This window comes from Aeromonas sp. 2692-1 (genome assembly GCF_013085505.1).
Classification (GTDB): Bacteria; Pseudomonadota; Gammaproteobacteria; order Enterobacterales; family Aeromonadaceae; genus Aeromonas; species Aeromonas hydrophila.
In genome coordinates this window covers 1888204-1905795 of sequence record NZ_CP038513.1, presented here as the reverse complement: position 1 = coordinate 1905795, position 17592 = coordinate 1888204, and the positions used below count along the sequence as shown (strand labels likewise).

The window sequence follows — 17592 nt, the reverse complement described above, 5'->3', positions numbered from 1 at the left end:
GTTCCCCTATATCTTCTGTACCCCAACAGGAGAGAATCCATGTCGAGTTCCAGCGAAAACAGGCTGTTTTTGCTGCTTTTTTTATCGCTGTTGCTGGCCGGCACCGGGCAGGCAGCGGCGCAAAGCAGGGATTTCAGACAGGCGCCCAAGGCGCTCAGCGCACTGAAGAAAGGTCAACAGGCACAGAGTCAGGGCAACCTGACCCAGGCCATCCACTTCTACTGCGCCGCCGCCACCACGGGTAACCCGGAAGGTTACTTTCGCATCGGCCGCCTGCTCGCCACCGGCCCGGGCTCGGTTCGCAACCCCCGCATGGCCAACGCCTACCTGGCCATGGCGATCCGCCTTGGCAACCAGCAGGCCGCCCGCTACTACAACAGCCGGGTCGGCAATGCCGTGATGGGGGATCAATGCGGCAGCGGCGTCGGTGGATCCGGCGGCTACTTCGCCGCCATCCCCACCACCCCCTTCAATCTGGAGGCCTATCTGGCCCGCCAGTCGCCCGCCAAACAGAAGCTGGCCAACATGCTGCGCCACGCCGCCAAGCGCCACCGCATCGACGAGCGGCTGGTGCTGGCCATCGCCATCGCCGAATCCAACCTCGACAGCCGCGCCGTCTCCCCCAAGAATGCCCAGGGGCTGATGCAGCTCATCCCCGAGACCCAGCAGCGCTTCGGGGTCACTCGCCCTTTCGATCCGGAGCAGAACATCAAGGGCGGCGTGGCCTACCTCAAGTGGCTGCACACCCATTTCGACGGCAACTGGACCCTGATGTCGGCGGCCTACAACGCTGGCGAAAAATCGGTGGAGCAGTATGGCGGCATCCCCCCCTATCAAGAGACCCAGCAATATGTGCGACGGGTGCTCTACTTCGCCGGCCACAAGCAGCCCTGAGCTAGGCTCCCTGCCGGCCCGCTATTGACAAAAACCATACCCGCATTTGCACAATCGTTTGCCTTTCGGTAGGATCCGGCGCTTTCTCGCACGTTCTACAGGTAATCCATGAATTTCATCAAACGCTGCTCGCGCCTGCTTACCCTGTTTGCCCTCTTCTCCTCTGCCGTCGTGGCGGCCAATCCGGCCCCCGCCCCCATCCTGATCCAGGGGGCGATGGATGTCGAAGTCGAGACCCTGGTGGCCGCCCTCAAGGACAAGCAGGAGCTGACCGTCGGTTCCTGGACCTACTGGCAGGGCACCCTCTCGGGTTATCCGGTGGTCGTCTCCCGCACCGAGGTGGGACTGGCCAATGCCGCCGCGGCCACCACCCTCGCCATGGAGCGCTTCCAGCCGCGCCTCGTCATCAATCAGGGCACGGCGGGCGGCCACGATCCGGCGCTGCACCGGGGCGACATCGTCATCGGCACCAAGAGCTTCAACATGGGCGCCTATCGCAGTGACCTGACGCCCGCCGAGCAGGGTGTCGACCCGAGCAAATGGCACAACTTCGAGGTCACCATGCGCCTGCGCGACAACGGCAAGCTGGTGGAACACACCTCCTTTGCCGGCGATCCCGAGCTGGTCGGCCGCGCCCTCGGCATGGCCGACCGTTATCGTCACGGTCGGGTGGTCCCCGGCATCATAGGCACCGCCGACGAGTGGAACCGCCAGGTGGCCCGCATCAACTGGCTGCACCAGACCTACCAGACCGCTGCGGAAGAGATGGAAACCTCCTCCGCCGCCCTGGTGGCCGAGGCCTACAAGGTGCCCTTCATCGGGATCCGGGTACTCTCCAACACCGATCTGCACGGCGAGGAGTTCGATCCGCAGACCGCCATCCACTGCCAGCAGTTCGTCATTGATTACGCACAAGCGCTCATCAACGGCTTCAACAAAGCCTGATAAGCCAGGGAGGCCACCAGTATGGCGGCCTCCCTGCTTTGTAATCCCTATCAGACGGGACTTGCCCCACGCTCTCTCCCGCAGCCGATATCAACGCCCCGGATATGCCCTGCGCCCATAGTGGCGGTAGTAGCCCACCAGATTGCTGACCAGAAACAGCCCCTCCATCAGTGCCGCCACGGGCGACCCCACCAGCAGGTTGTTGGCCAGCCAGCAGAGGGTGCCCAGCAACATCCAGCGCCGCAGCAGGCGATCATCTAGGCAAAACGCAGCTCGGGTCTGCAGCAGACTGGCTAGCAACCCCAACAGGGCGAGCGGTCCCTGATAGGTGGCGAGCACCGCGAGGCAGGACAACCCCATAAAGAGCCACAGCAAGAGGCGACGCGTGGCCAGCATGCTGACCACGAAGCGCAGGCTCGCCAGCCAGAGCAGCAGGGCGGCCGACGCTTGTCCCAGCAGCGCGAAATGGGCGCCATTGAGGGAGCAGGAGAGCGCCAGACAGGCCAGAATGGCCCGGCGCGTCCGCAGCTGAAACGACAGCAGATCCAGCAGCAGCGCCAGGCCCACCACCAGTTGTGACCACAAAAACAGCGACATCATCCCCACTCCAGGCTTGTTCGAGGGGCCCAGCATGGCGGGAATGGATGCGGCGCGGCATTAACCCGTGTTAATGCGCCGGCGGATCCGCGACAGGGTGACCGGGCTGACGCCGATGTAGTTGGCGAGCTGCACCTGAGTGAGCCGCGCCGGCCAGTGGGGGAAGGTGCGGCAGAGCTCCTGGTAGCGCTCTTCGGGGGAATGGAGCAGCAAGAAGGCCTCCTTGCGCTCCTTGTAGCACAGCTGCTGGCGCAGCAGGGCCATGCAGACCGGTTGCCAGGCAGGCTCATCCAGCAGGGCGAGCGGCACCCGCACCAGTTGCAGCGTCGTGACAGCCTCCAGCTGGTAGCGGGCAGGCGACCCGCTGAGCCAGCTGTCGTAGAGCAGACAGAGCTCTCCTTCGAAGTAGAACTCCTTGCAGCGCTCCTGCCCGTCCCGGGCATAGTGACAGGCGCGAGCGATGCCCCGCTCGATGTAGAAGGCCGACTCCTGTATCGCCCCCTGGGCCAGCAGCGGCTGGCCCGGCTGCAAGGTCAAACGGGGCAGGCGACCGGCAAGCGGCTCACCGATGGCGGGTGCCAACCCCATGGCGGCGAGGGTGGCCGCCAGAGGCGGGGCTGAAGGCAGGCTGGTCATGCAAACTCCGGGGCAAACGGGGCCTTCATCATGCCAAGTTTGGCGGTCCGTTGCAGCAGGCTGTGATAGCCCCGGCAAAGGGGATGGCCGGCCGGGTGCCACCTTTGCCCCCCTCGCCCATTGGTTTACAATCGACGGGTTTTTTGGAACCCGGTTGACCCGCGTCGACCTGGCCCCACCACGACATCAGTCTGTTAGTGCCAAGACATTAACCTGCTGAAAAGGAAGAGAATTAGCCAATGGCTCAATTTATTTACACCATGAACAGGGTCGGCAAGGTAGTGCCGCCCAAGCGTCATATTCTCAAGAACATCTCCCTCTCCTTCTTCCCGGGCGCCAAGATCGGCGTGTTGGGTCTGAACGGCGCCGGTAAATCGACCCTGCTGCGCATCATGGCGGGCATCGACACCGAGATCGAAGGGGAAGCCCGTCCGCAGCCCGGCATCAAGATCGGCTACCTGCCCCAGGAGCCGAAGCTGGATCCGGAGCAGACCGTGCGTGAAGCGGTCGAAGAGGCGGTCGGCGAGGTGAAACGCGCCATGGCTCGGCTGGACGAGGTCTATGCGGCCTACGCCGACCCGGATGCGGATTTCGACAAGCTGGCCCGCGAACAGGGCGAGCTGGAAGCCATCATCCAGGCCCAGGGCGGCCACAACATGGAAAACCAGCTGGAGCGCGCGGCCGACGCCCTGCGCCTGCCGGCCTGGGATGCCCAGATCAAGCACCTCTCCGGTGGTGAGCGCCGCCGGGTGGCGCTGTGCCGCCTGCTGCTGGAAAAGCCGGACATGCTGCTGCTGGACGAACCGACCAACCACCTGGATGCGGAATCCGTGGCCTGGCTGGAGCGCTTCCTGCACGACTACGAGGGCACTGTCGTGGCCATCACCCACGACCGTTACTTCCTCGACAACGTGGCCGGCTGGATCCTGGAGCTGGACCGCGGCGAAGGCATCCCGTGGGAGGGCAACTACTCCTCCTGGCTGGAGCAGAAAGACGCCCGTCTGGCGCAGGAAGCCAGCACGGAAGCGGCTCGTCGCAAGTCCATCGAGAAAGAGCTGGAGTGGGTTCGCCAGAACCCGAAAGGCCGTCAGGCCAAGTCCAAGGCCCGTATGGCTCGCTTCGAAGAGCTCAACACCAACGACTACCAGAAGCGCAACGAGACCAACGAGCTGTTCATTCCGCCCGGACCGCGCCTCGGCGACAAGGTGGTGGAGGTTGCCAACCTCTGCAAGTCCTACGGCGACCGCCAGCTGATCGACGATCTCTCCTTCTCCATTCCGAAGGGGGCCATCGTCGGCATCATCGGTCCGAACGGTGCCGGTAAATCGACCCTGTTCCGCATGATGTCGGGTCAGGAGCAGCCGGACTCCGGTTCCATCACCCTGGGTGAGACCGTGGTGCTGGCCTCGGTGGACCAGTTCCGCGACAGCATGAACGACAAGAAGACGGTGTTCGAGGAAGTCGCCGACGGCCAGGACATCCTGCGCATCGGCAACTACGAGTTCCCAAGCCGCGCCTACATCGGCCGCTTCAACTTCAAGGGCGCCGATCAGCAGAAGCGGGTCGGCGAGCTGTCCGGTGGTGAACGCGGCCGTCTGCACCTGGCCAAGCTGCTGCAGACCGGCGGCAACGTGCTGCTCTTGGATGAACCGACCAACGATCTGGACATCGAAACCCTGCGCGCCCTCGAGAACGCCCTGCTGGAGTTCCCGGGTTGCGCCATGGTCATCTCCCACGACCGCTGGTTCCTCGACCGCATCGCCACCCACATCCTGGACTACCAGGACGAGGGCAAGATCGCCTTCTTCGAGGGCAACTTCACCGAATACGAAGAGTGGAAGAAGAAGACCTACGGCGCCGAGGCCATCCAGCCGCACCGCGCCAAGTACAAGCGCATCGCCAAGTAACAGGGCAAACAAGTACGGCTTCTACATCAGCCGCACCGTTCCCATCACGACAAGCGCATCGCCAAGTCAACCGGCACATGCCACAAGGGGAGCCCAGGCTCCCCTTTCTTGTGCCCGATCGCTTACAATCCAAGACGGATACCTTATGCATGGATGTAGCAAGATGACGACCCAGCCCACAGAGAAGAAACTGACCATCCAGATCCGGGTCGAGCCCGGCTGCCTCGGGCCGGATGGCAAGGCGCACATCGAGACCTTCTGCACCGCCGCCGCCAAGATCTTCGCCGCCGTGGAGCCCGATCTGGTGAACTGGACCCTGCTGCCCCGCTATGACAAGCAGCTGCCGGAGCAGGAATTTTTCATCGACGGCCGCAAGCTGACCGAGGAGCAGGCCAGCCTGTTTCTGCGCCGCCTGGGGCGGGAGCTGGGGGAAGTGCAGGAGACCCTCGACTCCGTGCTGGCCCAGCTGGTGGAGCGCTACTTCAAGACCCTCTGATGGGCCGCTGCCCGTGCAAAAGGTTCTCCAGCGAGAACCTTTTTTATTTTCGGCAGGGCAAACGTTTGAATTTTTGCTCTATTCATTGATCCGCCTCGCAGATCCGGGGTTTGTAAACGGCGCCGCCTGTGTAAAAATGTGCGCGCTGTCACGGTATCAGGACGAGTCTGGTTGTTTAACCACCAGAAACAGGGCATCACGCCCGCATGGATGGGACCGGCTCCTCGCCTGCTGCTTATTTCACGTCACCTATTGGAATCCAACATGAATCAACCACACCAGGCCCCCGCACAGGCCGCCGGGCAAGGATTGCTTGAGCGTCTGTTTGCCCTGAAGGGCCATGGCACCAACGCCCGCACCGAAGTGATCGCCGGCATCACCACCTTCCTGACCATGGTCTACATCGTCTTCGTCAACCCGCAGATCCTCTCTGCGGCCGGCATGGACACCCAGGCCGTGTTCGTCACCACCTGCCTGATCGCCGGCATCGGCAGCATCCTGATGGGTCTGCTCGCCAACCTGCCCATCGCGCTGGCCCCGGCCATGGGCCTCAATGCCTTCTTCGCCTTCGTGGTGGTGGCCGGTATGGGCTACTCCTGGCAGGTCGGCATGGGCACCATCTTCTGGGGTGCCATGGGCCTGCTGATCCTCACCCTGCTGCGGGTGCGCTACTGGCTCATCGCCAACATTCCGCTCACCCTGCGGGTCGGCATCACCGCCGGCATCGGTCTGCTGATCGCCCTGCTCGGCCTGCACAACGCCGGCATCGTGGTCGCCAGCCCCGCTACCATGGTGACGGTGGGCAACCTCACCTCCCTGCCCTGCCTGCTGGGGCTGCTCGGCTTCTTCCTGATCTGCATCTTCTCCGCCCGCGGCGTCCACTCCGCCGTGTTGATCGCCATCGTGGTGACCACCACCCTGGGCTGGCTGTTTGGTGACGTCACCTTCAAGGGCTTCGTCTCCATGCCCCCCAGCATAGAGCCGGTGTTTGGCCAGCTGGACCTAATGGGCTCGCTCGACATCAGCCTGGCCGGGATCATCTTCTCCTTCATGCTGGTCAACCTGTTCGACTCCTCCGGCACCCTGATCGGCGTCACCAACCGTGCCAAGCTGGCCGATGACAAGGGTCACTTCCCGCGCATGAAGCAGGCCCTGCTGGTGGATAGCGCCAGCTCGGTCGGCGGCGCCTTCATGGGTACCTCCTCGGTCACTGCCTTCATCGAGAGCAGCTCCGGCGTCGCCGTCGGCGGCCGTACCGGCCTCACCGCCATCGTGGTCGGCCTGCTGTTCCTGCTGGCGATCTTCTTCTCTCCGGTCGCAGCCATGGTGCCGGCGTATGCGGCGGCGGGCGCCCTCATCTACGTGGGCGTGCTGATGTGCTCCGAGCTGACCCGGGTGAAGTGGGAAGACCTGACCGAAGCGGTGCCGGCCTTCATGACCGCCGTCATGATGCCGTTCAGCTTCTCCATCACCGAGGGGATCGCCGTGGGCTTCATCTCCTACTGCGTGATGAAGGCGGGCACCGGCCGCTGGCGCGAGATCAACCCCTGCGTGCTGGTAGTGGCCCTGCTGTTCGTGCTCAAGTTCGTCTGGGTCGACAGCCACTAAGCTGCGACGCACAAACACTGCGCAAACAAAAATGCCCGTCAGCGACGGGCATTTTTTATGGCTGACGAAGGGGCGCTCAGCGAATGCCGCGCGCCTCGCGGATCCACTCCCAGGCCTGCTGGATCTCCTGGGTCTTCTCCTTGGCCATCTCCATCATCTCCGGCGGCAAGCCCTTTGCGGCCAGCTTGTCTGGGTGGTGCTTGCTCATCTCCTTGCGATAGGCGCGCTTGATCTCCTGATCGCTGTCGCTCTCGCTCACCCCCAGCAGCTGGTAGGCATCCTTGAGCCGGTCACGGGAGGGGGCCTCCTGCCGGTACTGCTGCCCGCCGTGCCCGCCATCCTGATACTGGCCACCGTGCGCCCGGTTGAAGAAGTTCATCTGCGCCTCGGCCATCGCCAGAATGCGGGCCAGCTCGATGCGGCTGAAGCCCAGCTCGTCGGCGATGGTGTGCAGGATGGCGCGCTCGTTGGCCTCGACCTTGCCATCGGCGAAGGCGGCCTGCAGCTGCACCTCGAGGAAGAAGCGCAGGATATCGCGCTGGCCCTGGCTGGCACGGCGAAACTCGGCCAGGGTCTCTCGCAGCGGGAAGTCCGCCTCCTTGCCCTGACGGAACGACTCCTGGGCGCGAGCACGCTGCTCACCTGCCAGCCGCATCCGGTCCATCAGGTTGGAGGCGACCCGGATCTCCTGCTCGGTCACCTGGCCGCTCGCCTTGGCGATGTGGCCCATGACGGCGAAGGTGGCGTGGAAGAAGACCGCTTGTTGCTGCTGGGTGGGTGCGCGGCGAAAATTCAAGCCCATGCCACGGTCGAAACGGTGGCCGATCCAGAGGCCCAGCAGGGCACCGAAGATGTTGCCGAGCAGAAAACCGAAGAAGGCGCCAAGCGCCTTACCCCAAATACGCATGGTTCAAGACCTCGTGAAATTAATGAGTGCGTCCTTGCAACTGATCGTCCAGCGCCTGCAGCCGCGCTACCGTGCCGATGTCGCGCCACTCGCCGGCCAGCAGGCTGCCGCCCACCCGGCCCTGGGCCATCCAGTCTCGCAGCAGGGGCGCCAGCTTGCGCGCCCCCGGTGTGAGTCCGGCAAAGGCGGCGGGATCATAGAGCCCGACTCCGCTGAAGGTCAGCGCCGGGCTATCGACCACCTTGCCCGCTTGCAGCGCAAAATCCCCTGCCGGATGCTGCGGCGGGTTGGGCACCAGCCAGAGGTGGGCCAGATCCGTGCCCAGTGGCTGGGTCACCAGGGTGCGATAGTCCAGATCGAGCCAGGTATCGCCGTTGATCACCAGAAACGGCTCGTCTCCCAGCAGCGGCAGCGCCTGCACGATGCCACCGGCGGTCTCCAGCGCGCTCTCCTCCGTCGACCATTGAATGTCGACTCCGAACTGACGGCCATCGCCGAGGGACTCTACCAGCTTGTGGCCGAGCCAGGCGTGGTTGATGACCAGGTCGGTCACACCGGCAGCCTTGAGCTTCTCGATATGGTGCACGATGAGGGGCTTGCCCCCCACCGCCAGCAGCGGTTTGGGCAGGCTGTCGGTAAGCGGGCGCATCCGCTCGCCGCGACCGGCGGCCAGGATCATCGCCTTCATGACGTAACCCCGGTGCGGGCCAGCCCAGGCAGCACCACCTGCGCCAGCCATTGGCCGAAGCGGGCCAGCACCGGGTAGCTCGCGCCATGGCTGTGGCAGACATCCACCACATAGCCGAGGGTACGGGGAATGTCCTTGAGGTAGCCGGGCTTGCCATCGCGGTGGTAGAGACGAGTGAAGATGCCCGCCGCCTTGAGGTGGCGCTGCATGCCGGTGAGATCAGCGGCGCGACGAAACGCGGCGTAATCGAGCTCGCCCAGCAGCTTGGCCTGCTGCAGGGTATCGAAGCCCTGCCGCATGCCCTGCTCGATCACCGTGTCCGGCCAGCGCACGTAGCAGTCTTTCAGCAGCGAGACCAGGTCATAACTGAGCGGGCCTATGACCATGTCCTGGAAGTCGATGACCGCCAGCCGGCTGTCGGCCGGGGTCTCGCCACCGCACACCATCAGGTTGCGGCTGTGAAAATCCCGGTGCATCACCCCCTGTGGCTGGGCCAGGTTGTTCTCGGTGAGGCAGGCGAAGGTTTCATCGAGCAACTGCTGCTCTTCGTCGCTCAGGGTCAGTTGCAGATGGTGACCCAGCAGCCACTCGGGAAAAATGCCGTTCTCCCGTACCATAAAGGCGGCATCAAAAGGCTCAAGGTCCAGTTCAACAGCACCGAGACGGGGCAGCAGCGCGATGGCCTTGCCGTACCAGGCCAGCACGTTGTCTGCGTTCAGACAGCCGATAAGCTGGGTGTCCCCCAGATCCGTCACCGCCAGCAGACCCTGCTCATAGTCCACCGCCCGCACCTCGGGGGCCAGTAGGCCACCGGCGTTCAAGGCCGAGGCATTGCGGACAAACTCATGATTCTTTTCGGTTTTAGGATTGGCATCCACCCAGATCAGGCCACCGCCACGGTGGTAGCGGCGAAAACTGGCGTCACCGGAAATGAGGGTCAACTGCAGGCTGGCATCACCGGAAATCCGGCGCGCCCAGTGCAACAAGAGGGAATCGCGATCGTGCATAAGTCGGGGACCAAATTGGAAAGCAGCACTTGGCTGTTAGCCCTGGCCGCAATAATGCTTTATCATTGCCGGCTAACATAAAGCAATGACATGCAATGTCAACTCGATGAATCCTGTCGTAAAATGCATGTCTTGAATCAGCCGTAGCTACCACGGATTGCGCGAGTCTTTCACATGACAAAACGGACACTGGGATACTCTTATCCCATCGCCCTGACCATCAGCCTTGTTCCAGCCCTGACCCCGGCCATCGTGCAGGCGGCGCCGCTGACGCCGCCGCCCGCCACCGGGATCCTGGACGGGCTCTGCTATGACTATGTCCCCAAGATTGAGAAGCTGGCGCCCGGCAAGGACGCCAACGCCCAACCCGTGGAAGTGGATGCCGATCGGCTCGAAGCCAAGCAGGGCGGCACCGCCGTCTACCAGGGCGACGTCAAGGTGCGCCAGGGCGTGCGCAAGTTTGATTCCGACTACGCCGAGCTCGATCAGAAGAGCCGGGACGTCATCGCCATCGGCAACATCTACTACAACGATGGCCAGATCACGGTCACCAGCGACAAGACCCTGAAATCCAACCTGGATACCAAGAACTCCGAGCTGGAAGAGGGCAAGTATCAGGTGCATGGCTCGCCGGTGCGCGGCTCCGCCGACCGGGTCACCATGACCAACAACAACCAGAACATCACCCTGGAAGGGGCCCAGTACACCACCTGCCCGCCGGGTCAGGAAGTGTGGACCCTGAAAGCGGGCAGCATCGACATCGATCAGACCGAGGTGTTCGGGGAAGCCTGGAACGCCAGTCTCTGGCTCTACGACTACCCGGTGTTCTACTTCCCGTACATCAACTTCCCCATCAAGGATGAACGCAAGACGGGCCTGCTCTACCCGGGTTATACCCAGAGCTCCAAGAACGGCATGGACATCACCCAGCCGTTCTACTGGAACATAGCCCCGAACTACGATGCCACCATCACCTCCCGCTTCATGGACAGACGGGGCCTGATGGAGCAGGTCGAGTTCCGCTACATGCCGGATCCGGCCCATGTCGGCAGCCTCTATTTCGAGAACCTGGCCAACGACAAGCAGTACGACGAGACGCCGAGTCTCAACGATTACCTCTCCGATGGTCATCGCTACCTGTTGAACGCCCGTCATACCTCCATGTTCATGGACAATGCGATGCGGGTCTCGGTGGACTACACCAAGGTGCGGGATCGGGATTACAACTACTTCAACGACTTCTCCCCCAAGGTGGGCACCCAGGTCGACAACCAGTTGCAGCAATCCCTGATGGCCGGTTACTTCCAGTCCAACTGGAACATCAACACCGAGGTGCGCACCTACCAGATCCTGCTAGCCAGCGCCCAGCAGCCCCACGAGCTGATGCCGCGCATCGACCACAACTATTACCAGCAAGGCAGCTGGTACGATCTCGCCTGGAACACCGAGATCACCAAGTTCGGCTACAACAACGCCCAGGCCATCGCCCAGAATCAGGGGAGTGCCTACACCGGTACCCGGGTCTACACGGCCCCGACCCTGACCATGCCACTCATTGACGAGGCCGGCTACTACCTCGACAGCCAGTACAAGCTGATGTACACCCGCTACGATCAGGAAGTGCCGGACAACATGAGCCAGACCTTTGTCAGCCGCTTTACTCCAGCTGGCGCCAATGGGGTTACCCTGGACGAAGGGATCATCACCCGCACCCTGCCCTCCTTCCGTCTCAAGGGCGGCATGACCTTCGAGCGCAACCAGAACTGGTTCGGCGGCGATGCCAACCAGACCCTGGAGCCGGAGTTCCAGTACCTCTATGTGCCCTACAAGGATCAGGACAACATAGGTGTCTATGACTCCACCAGCATGCGCCAGGACTACTACAGCCTGTTCAGCGATCGCCGCTACGCCGGTCTGGATCGCATCAGCGACTCCAACCGCCTGTCTGTCGGTGTCACCAGCCGGGTATATGATGACGCTGGTGATGAACGAATTCGGCTGGCCGTTGCCCAAGCTTTCGATTTTGTTGCGCCCAGGGTCAAGCTCTACCCCAGCGATGCTCTGACCACCAATACCCGTTCTCCGCTCTCCTTCGAGGGGGATGCCAAGATCAACGAGCAGTGGTTTGCCCATGCCGGCGCGCAATATGATGTGGACCAGAGCCGCTTCAGCTCTGCCAACAGCGCCGTCGAGTATCGCCGCGAGAAGCTGATCAGCCAGCTGAATCATCGTTTCGTGCGCGATGCCAACCTTGTGCCGAACACCAATAACGAGGTTACCGACCTCAACCAGATCGGCCTGCTGTTGACCACACCGCTCAACGATCAGTGGCACCTGTACGGGGGTTACTATCAGGAGCTGAATCAGAGCGTGAAGTCTGACCGCAAGGTAGGCCTGAAGTACGACTCCTGCTGCTGGAGCATCAACTTCAACCTGGAGTGGGTCAATACGCCCAACAACGTGAACAATACGTCCACAGCCGAGCGCAGTTTCGGTATTCAGTTTGAAATGAAAGGATTGGGTAGCGTGGGTACCGGCACCAAGGGCACCTCCCTGGACACCGAAGCACTGCCTTACATTCGTCCGTTTAACCTGCGAGACCAATAAGCGGTCTGGCAAACGCCTTGAGAGATGGATATGAAGAAGACGTTGATTTCCCTGCTGACTGCAGGCCTGTTCGGAGCCATGAGCCAGGGTGCCTTCGCCGCCCCCGAACTGATGGACAAGGTGCTTGCCGTGGTCAACAAGGACGTGGTGCTGGCCAGCCAGCAGGAAGCCCTGGTGCAGAAGGTGAAGGCCTCTGCCCAAGAGAGCGGCCAGTCCCTGCCCGATGACGCCACCCTGCGCAAACAGGCGCTGGATCGGCTGATCCAGGAGAGCCTGCAACTGCAACTGGCGGATCGTCAGGGCCTCAAGATCAGCGATACCCAGCTGGAGCAGGCTATCCAGAGCATCGCCGCCGACAACAAGATGACCCTGGATCAGCTGCGGGCCCAACTGGCCCGTGAAGGGCTGACCTATGCCCAGTATCGGGAAGAGGTGCGCCGCGAGATCCTGATGAACGAGGTGCGCCGCAATCAGGTGCGCCGCCGCATCAACATCTCCGAGCAGGAGGTGAAGCAGGTAGTCGACATCCTCGCCAAACAGGGTCAGCAACAGCAGCAATACCATGTCGGCCACATCCAGGTTGCCCTGCCGGACAACCCGAGCGCCGAGCAGCTCAACGCCGCCAAGAGCAAGATTGAACGCATCCTGGCCGCCCTCAAGCAGGGCGCCGACTTCCGCAAGATGGCCATTGCCGAGAGCAGCGGACCCAAGGCGCTGGAAGGGGGTGACTGGGGCTGGATGAGCCCGCAAGAGATGCCGACTCTGATGGCCGAGGCGGTGCAAGGCACCAAGAAGGGCGACATCGTCGGCCCGCTGCGTTCCGGTGCCGGCCTGCACATCATCAAGGTGTTCGACACCAAGGGCCAGCAGCAGGTCGTGCAGACCGAAGTGCGCGCCCGCCACATCCTGATCAAGCCCTCCATCATCCTGAGCGAAGAAAAAGCCAAGGGCATGCTGGACGGCATCCTGCACGACATCAAGAGCGGCAAGGCCAGCTTCGCCAGCCTGGCGGAGAAATACTCCGAAGATCCGGGCTCTGCGGTGCAGGGTGGCGAACTGGGCTGGTCCGATCCCAACGTCTATGTGCCGGAGTTCCGCGACATGGTCAACCGCCTGCAACCGGGCCAGATCAGCGAACCCTTCCGCACCACCCACGGCTGGCACATCGTCCAGCTGGAAGAGCGCCGCAGCCAGGATGCCACCAACAAGGCCCAGGAGCAGCGCGCCTATCAGCTGATCTACAACCGTCGCTTCACCGAAGAGTCCCAGGCCTGGCTGGACGAGCTGCGTGACGAGGCCTACATCCAGATCGAAGGCGCCGGCAGCTGATGAGTTGTCGTCGTCTCGCCATCACCCCGGGTGAACCGGCTGGGATCGGCCCGGATCTGGTGCTGCAGATTGCCCAGCAGGATTGGCCGCACCAGCTGGTGGTCATTGCCGATCCGGCGCTGCTGCGCGAGCGGGCTGCCCTGCTGGGGCTGCCCGTCGAGCTGCAGCCCTATGATGCCGACCAGCCTGCCCACCCGCAGCGGGCCGGTACCCTCACCGTCTGTCCGGTTCCCCTCGGCGCCGCCGTGGTGCCGGGCATGCTCGACGAGGGCAACGGCGCCTACGTACTGGCTACCCTGCAACACGCCTGCGACGGCAACATGAGCGGCGAATTTGCCGCCGTGGTGACCGGGCCGGTGCACAAGGGGATCATCAATCAGGCTGGCGTCTCGTTCAGCGGCCACACCGAGTTCTTCGCCCAGCAGTCGGGCACCGCCGACGTGGTGATGCTGCTGGCAACCGAAGGGCTACGGGTCGCGCTGGCGACCACCCACATTCCGCTGGCCTATGTGGCGATGGCCATCACCGAGGATCGGCTCAGCAAGGTGATCCGCATCCTGGATGCGGATCTCAAGAGCAAATTCGGCATCGCCAAACCCCGCATTTACGTCTGCGGCCTCAATCCCCACGCCGGGGAAGGCGGCCATCTCGGCCGTGAAGAGATTGACGTGATCGAACCCGCCCTGGCAGGCCTTCGCCAGGAGGGGATCGATCTGGTCGGCCCGTTGCCGGCCGATACCCTGTTCCAGGACAAATACCTCAAGGATGCGGATGCGGTACTCGCCATGTACCACGACCAGGGGCTGCCCGTGCTCAAATACAAGGGCTTCGGCAGTTCGGTCAATATCACCCTTGGACTTCCTTTCATCCGCACTTCGGTGGATCACGGCACCGCACTGGATCTGGCAGGCAAGGGCCTCGCCGACTCGGGCAGCCTGATCACCGCGATCAACCACGCCATCAAGATGGTAGAGAAAAAAAGATATGAGCAGTAAGGTGCAGAGCAACAAGGTGCACATGGGCCACACCGCCCGTAAGCGTTTCGGTCAGAACTTCTTGCACGATCGCTACGTGATCGATCAGATCGTGGCCGCCATCAATCCGCAGCCGGGTCAGAACCTGGTGGAGATCGGCCCGGGTCTGGCCGCACTGACCGAGCCGGTCGCCTCCCAGATGGACAAGATGACCGTGGTCGAGCTGGACCGGGATCTGGCCGCGCGCCTGCGCGAACACCCGACCCTCAAGGAGAAGCTGACCGTCATCGAAGCCGATGCCATGCGCTTCGACTTCGGCACCCTGATGGGGGAAGGCAAGGGGCCGCTGCGCATCTTCGGCAACCTGCCCTACAACATCTCCACCCCGCTCATCTTCCACCTGTGCGAGTTCGCCGACCGGGTAGAGGACATGCACTTCATGCTGCAAAAGGAAGTGGTCCTGCGTCTGGCCGCCGGCCCCGGCAGCAAGGCTTATGGCCGGCTGAGCGTGATGACCCAGTACTACTGCCAGGTAGTGCCGGTGCTGGAAGTGGGCCCTGGCGCCTTCAAGCCGGCGCCAAAGGTGGACTCCGCCGTGGTGCGCCTGATCCCGCACAAGAACCCGACCATAGTCGCAAAAGACATTCGTTGCCTGAACCGGGTCTGCACCGAGGGCTTCGGCCAGCGTCGCAAGACCATTCGCAACAGCTTCTCCAACTTCATCACGGACGCCCAGCTGACCGAGCTTGGTATCGATGGCAACCTGCGCCCGGAGAATCTCTCCCTCGAGCAGTTCGTCATGATCGCCAACTGGCTGGCGGATCAGCAACAGGCCTGATCCCGTGGCCACTCCGCACATCGTGATCCGCCCATACCCCCGTTATGTGACGGATTCCAAAGACCCTTACCAGTTCCACTATCTCATCGAGATCGAGAACCTGGGGCCGGGCCCGGTGCAGCTGCTGCACCGGCGCTGGCTCATCACCGATGCCAATGGCAAGATGCTGGAAGTCGAAGGCCCCGGCGTGGTCGGCGAGCAGCCGGTGATCGCAGAGGGAGAGACCTTCCGCTATCAAAGCGGCGTGCCGCTGGCCACCCCGCTCGGGGTGATGGAAGGGAGTTATACCCTGCAAGACGAGTCGGGGCAGCAATTCGAGGCGCCCATCGCGCCCTTTACGCTGGCCGTCCCCCACATTATCAACTGAGGTTTCATGGCGAACTGTTTTGTTGGCGATATCCAGGGCTGTTACGACGACTTGCGCCGTCTGCTGGATCTGGCCGAGTTCGATCCCGCTAACGACGTGCTCTGGCTGTGCGGCGATCTGGTCGCCCGCGGCCCGGATTCGCTCAATACCCTGCGCTTCGTCAAGGGGCTGGGCAACCGGGCCGTCACCGTGCTCGGCAACCACGACCTGCATCTGCTGGCGGTCGCCGATGGCGTCGCCCCGCTCAAGAAGAAGGACAAGCTGCAGGAGCTGATGGAGGCACCAGACCGGGACGAGCTGCTGGAGTGGCTGCGCCACCGTCCGCTGCTGGCGGAGCACCCGGACCTGCCCATCATGATGGTGCATGCCGGCATCTCCCCGGCATGGGACGCCCGCACCGCCCGCAACTGCGCCCGCGAGGTGGAGAGCCTGCTGCGTGGCGATCAGTACCAGTGGCTGCTGCACAACATGTATGGCGATCAGCCGGATGGCTGGCAGGACGATCTGGTCGGGATCGAGCGCTACCGCTACATCATCAACACCTTTACCCGGATGCGCTTCTGCTATTTCGACGGCCGGCTCGACTTCAAATGCAAGAAGGGCCCCAAGGAGTCGACCCCGGGCCTGCGCCCCTGGTTCGAGCAGCGCGAGCACCATGTGGATGACCCCATCCTGGTGTTCGGCCACTGGGCTGCCCTGATGGGCAACACCGGCAAGCAGGACATCAAGGCACTGGACACCGGCTGTGTCTGGGGCAACAGCCTCACCCTGTGGCGCTATGAAGATGACGCCCTGATCGCCACCCCCTGTCCCACTTACGCCAAGTGACGATAAGGGGGCTGTGTCTGAGCAATCAGTGCCTCACCCTGCGGCGCTATGATGCTGATGCCCTGATCGCCACCCCCTGTCCCACTTACGCCAAGTGACGATAAGAGGCTGGGTCTGAGTGATCAGCACCTCACTATAAAGATGGTGCCTTGATAATTCTTCTGTCCCACCCACACCAAGCAGGTGGCAGGCAATAAAACAAAACGGGCCCGGCATCGCTGGACCCGTTTTCTATGGAGCATCGCTCACCCTAGAGCTTGCGCCCCAACCGCTTCTCGATCTGCTGCCGCTCCCACTCGGGGCCAAACAGCTTGAACGGCTGGAACAGGTTGATGGCATGGGAGATCAGTCCCAACCCCCAGCCCAGCGCCGGCCACCAGGCCCAGATATAGCCCGGGTTGCTCAGGTAGTTGATGACAAACAGCCCGCAAATCACCAGCAGGTAGCTGGCGATGTGGTAATAGAAGCCCTTGAGCCCCTCCACATAGCGCATGGCAGCCCGCTCCTCTACCGATACCCGTATCTCATCCCGTTCCATCGTGTCACTCCCTCTCATCTCGTGCTCCTGTTGGCTTGTACCGTCAAGTTGCGCCACTTCGAGCTCAAAGACGGCGGCCAGGGCCTTGAGGGATTCCAGTCCGGGCTGCTGGCCCTGCTCGATCCGCTGAATGGTGCGAACGCTCAGGCCGGTAAAGGCGGCCAACTGCTCCTGTGACCAGCCCCGCTGCAATCTCAACTTCCTGACGATCATCTCGAACTCCTTGTGGTTGATTGACGGGGCCAGCATAGGGGCCGGCGGGTGCCATGGGCCACGACAGCGCCCTGACACCAACCTGACTTTCCTTTGGATTCAGTGCATTAGATAAAAGAGCGTGCTCAAAAAAACCTGTCTTCCCTCCCCACGACGCCCCCCTTTCGATCACCTGACAGCAGGGCGACAGAGGTGGTGCTTTGTGCAAGATAG

Annotated in this window: 17 protein-coding genes; 11 read left to right on the top strand and 6 right to left on the bottom strand. The window is 62.6% G+C overall.

The window, feature by feature from the left end:
- Nucleotides 1-39 precede the first annotated feature (39 nt).
- Together E5E97_RS09265 and E5E97_RS09260 are read left to right on the top strand one after the other, a co-directional pair.
- Nucleotides 40-894 carry a lytic transglycosylase domain-containing protein gene (locus tag E5E97_RS09265; RefSeq protein ID WP_042065208.1) on the top strand — a complete coding sequence of 285 codons (855 nt, stop codon included), beginning with the start codon at nucleotides 40-42 and terminating at the stop codon, nucleotides 892-894.
- 108 nt (nucleotides 895-1002) lie between these two features.
- Nucleotides 1003-1839: a 5'-methylthioadenosine nucleosidase gene (locus E5E97_RS09260; protein ID WP_162902014.1), complete on the top strand. Its 837-nt coding sequence runs from the start codon at nucleotides 1003-1005 to the stop codon at nucleotides 1837-1839.
- 90 nt (nucleotides 1840-1929) lie between these two features.
- Here the strand turns inward: E5E97_RS09260 and E5E97_RS09255 are convergent, their stop codons facing one another.
- Together E5E97_RS09255 and E5E97_RS09250 are read right to left on the bottom strand one after the other, a co-directional pair.
- Nucleotides 1930-2439 (bottom strand): YgjV family protein, encoded by a 510-nt coding sequence (locus E5E97_RS09255; protein WP_171280192.1) that lies wholly within the window; start codon nucleotides 2437-2439, stop codon nucleotides 1930-1932.
- 57 nt (nucleotides 2440-2496) lie between these two features.
- Nucleotides 2497-3072 carry a Crp/Fnr family transcriptional regulator gene (locus E5E97_RS09250; RefSeq protein ID WP_118881812.1) on the bottom strand — a complete coding sequence of 192 codons (576 nt, stop codon included), beginning with the start codon at nucleotides 3070-3072 and terminating at the stop codon, nucleotides 2497-2499.
- Between the two features lie 239 nt (nucleotides 3073-3311).
- Between E5E97_RS09250 and ettA the strand changes: the two genes are divergently transcribed.
- The 3 genes from ettA (at nucleotide 3312) to E5E97_RS09235 (ending at nucleotide 7083) form a co-directional block, all read left to right on the top strand.
- Nucleotides 3312-4979, top strand: coding sequence for an energy-dependent translational throttle protein EttA (gene ettA / locus E5E97_RS09245; protein WP_016349627.1), 1668 nt, complete (start codon nucleotides 3312-3314; stop codon nucleotides 4977-4979).
- Between the two features lie 163 nt (nucleotides 4980-5142).
- On the top strand, nucleotides 5143-5475 hold the full coding sequence (locus E5E97_RS09240) for a hypothetical protein (RefSeq protein WP_118881813.1): 333 nt from the start codon (nucleotides 5143-5145) through the stop codon (nucleotides 5473-5475).
- A gap of 264 nt (nucleotides 5476-5739) precedes the next feature.
- A complete protein-coding gene (locus E5E97_RS09235) occupies nucleotides 5740-7083 on the top strand; it encodes an NCS2 family permease (RefSeq protein ID WP_005304142.1) in 1344 nt (447 codons plus the stop codon).
- A 76-nt stretch (nucleotides 7084-7159) separates the two neighbouring features.
- On the opposite strand, the gene djlA is transcribed toward E5E97_RS09235, so the two are convergent.
- Genes djlA through E5E97_RS09220 form a run of 3 tightly spaced genes read right to left on the bottom strand, consistent with a single transcriptional unit; the run spans nucleotide 7160 to nucleotide 9685 of the window.
- Nucleotides 7160-7990, bottom strand: coding sequence for a co-chaperone DjlA (djlA, locus tag E5E97_RS09230; protein ID WP_118881814.1), 831 nt, complete (start codon nucleotides 7988-7990; stop codon nucleotides 7160-7162).
- 19 nt (nucleotides 7991-8009) lie between these two features.
- Nucleotides 8010-8678: an N-acetylmuramate alpha-1-phosphate uridylyltransferase MurU gene (gene murU / locus E5E97_RS09225; protein ID WP_118881815.1), complete on the bottom strand. Its 669-nt coding sequence runs from the start codon at nucleotides 8676-8678 to the stop codon at nucleotides 8010-8012.
- Entirely contained in the window at nucleotides 8675-9685 is a 1011-nt protein-coding gene (locus E5E97_RS09220) for an aminoglycoside phosphotransferase family protein (RefSeq protein ID WP_118881816.1), read from the bottom strand. The genes murU and E5E97_RS09220 overlap by 4 nt, the downstream gene beginning before the upstream one ends.
- 174 nt (nucleotides 9686-9859) lie before the next feature.
- Here E5E97_RS09220 and lptD point away from each other — a divergent pair, with 174 nt between their 5' ends.
- The 6 genes from lptD to E5E97_RS09190 are packed head-to-tail and all read left to right on the top strand — an operon-like array spanning nucleotide 9860 to nucleotide 16628.
- Entirely contained in the window at nucleotides 9860-12292 is a 2433-nt protein-coding gene (lptD, locus tag E5E97_RS09215; protein ID WP_171280191.1) for an LPS assembly protein LptD, read from the top strand.
- Between the two features lie 30 nt (nucleotides 12293-12322).
- Entirely contained in the window at nucleotides 12323-13621 is a 1299-nt protein-coding gene (gene surA / locus E5E97_RS09210; RefSeq protein ID WP_011704881.1) for a peptidylprolyl isomerase SurA, read from the top strand.
- Nucleotides 13621-14616 carry a 4-hydroxythreonine-4-phosphate dehydrogenase PdxA gene (pdxA, locus tag E5E97_RS09205; RefSeq protein WP_118881817.1) on the top strand — a complete coding sequence of 332 codons (996 nt, stop codon included), beginning with the start codon at nucleotides 13621-13623 and terminating at the stop codon, nucleotides 14614-14616. The genes surA and pdxA overlap by 1 nt, the downstream gene beginning before the upstream one ends.
- Entirely contained in the window at nucleotides 14606-15433 is an 828-nt protein-coding gene (rsmA, locus tag E5E97_RS09200) for a 16S rRNA (adenine(1518)-N(6)/adenine(1519)-N(6))-dimethyltransferase RsmA (protein ID WP_016349619.1), read from the top strand. The genes pdxA and rsmA overlap by 11 nt, the downstream gene beginning before the upstream one ends.
- Before the next feature lie 4 nt (nucleotides 15434-15437).
- Nucleotides 15438-15800 (top strand): Co2+/Mg2+ efflux protein ApaG, encoded by a 363-nt coding sequence (gene apaG, locus E5E97_RS09195; RefSeq protein ID WP_118881818.1) that lies wholly within the window; start codon nucleotides 15438-15440, stop codon nucleotides 15798-15800.
- Between the two features lie 6 nt (nucleotides 15801-15806).
- Complete coding sequence (locus E5E97_RS09190) at nucleotides 15807-16628, top strand: symmetrical bis(5'-nucleosyl)-tetraphosphatase (RefSeq protein WP_011704877.1); 822 nt, start codon at nucleotides 15807-15809, stop codon at nucleotides 16626-16628.
- 250 nt (nucleotides 16629-16878) lie between these two features.
- Here E5E97_RS09190 and E5E97_RS09185 read toward each other — a convergent pair whose 3' ends face one another.
- Nucleotides 16879-17379: a 2TM domain-containing protein gene (locus tag E5E97_RS09185; RefSeq protein ID WP_017410311.1), complete on the bottom strand. Its 501-nt coding sequence runs from the start codon at nucleotides 17377-17379 to the stop codon at nucleotides 16879-16881.
- Nucleotides 17380-17592: the final 213 nt, after the last annotated feature.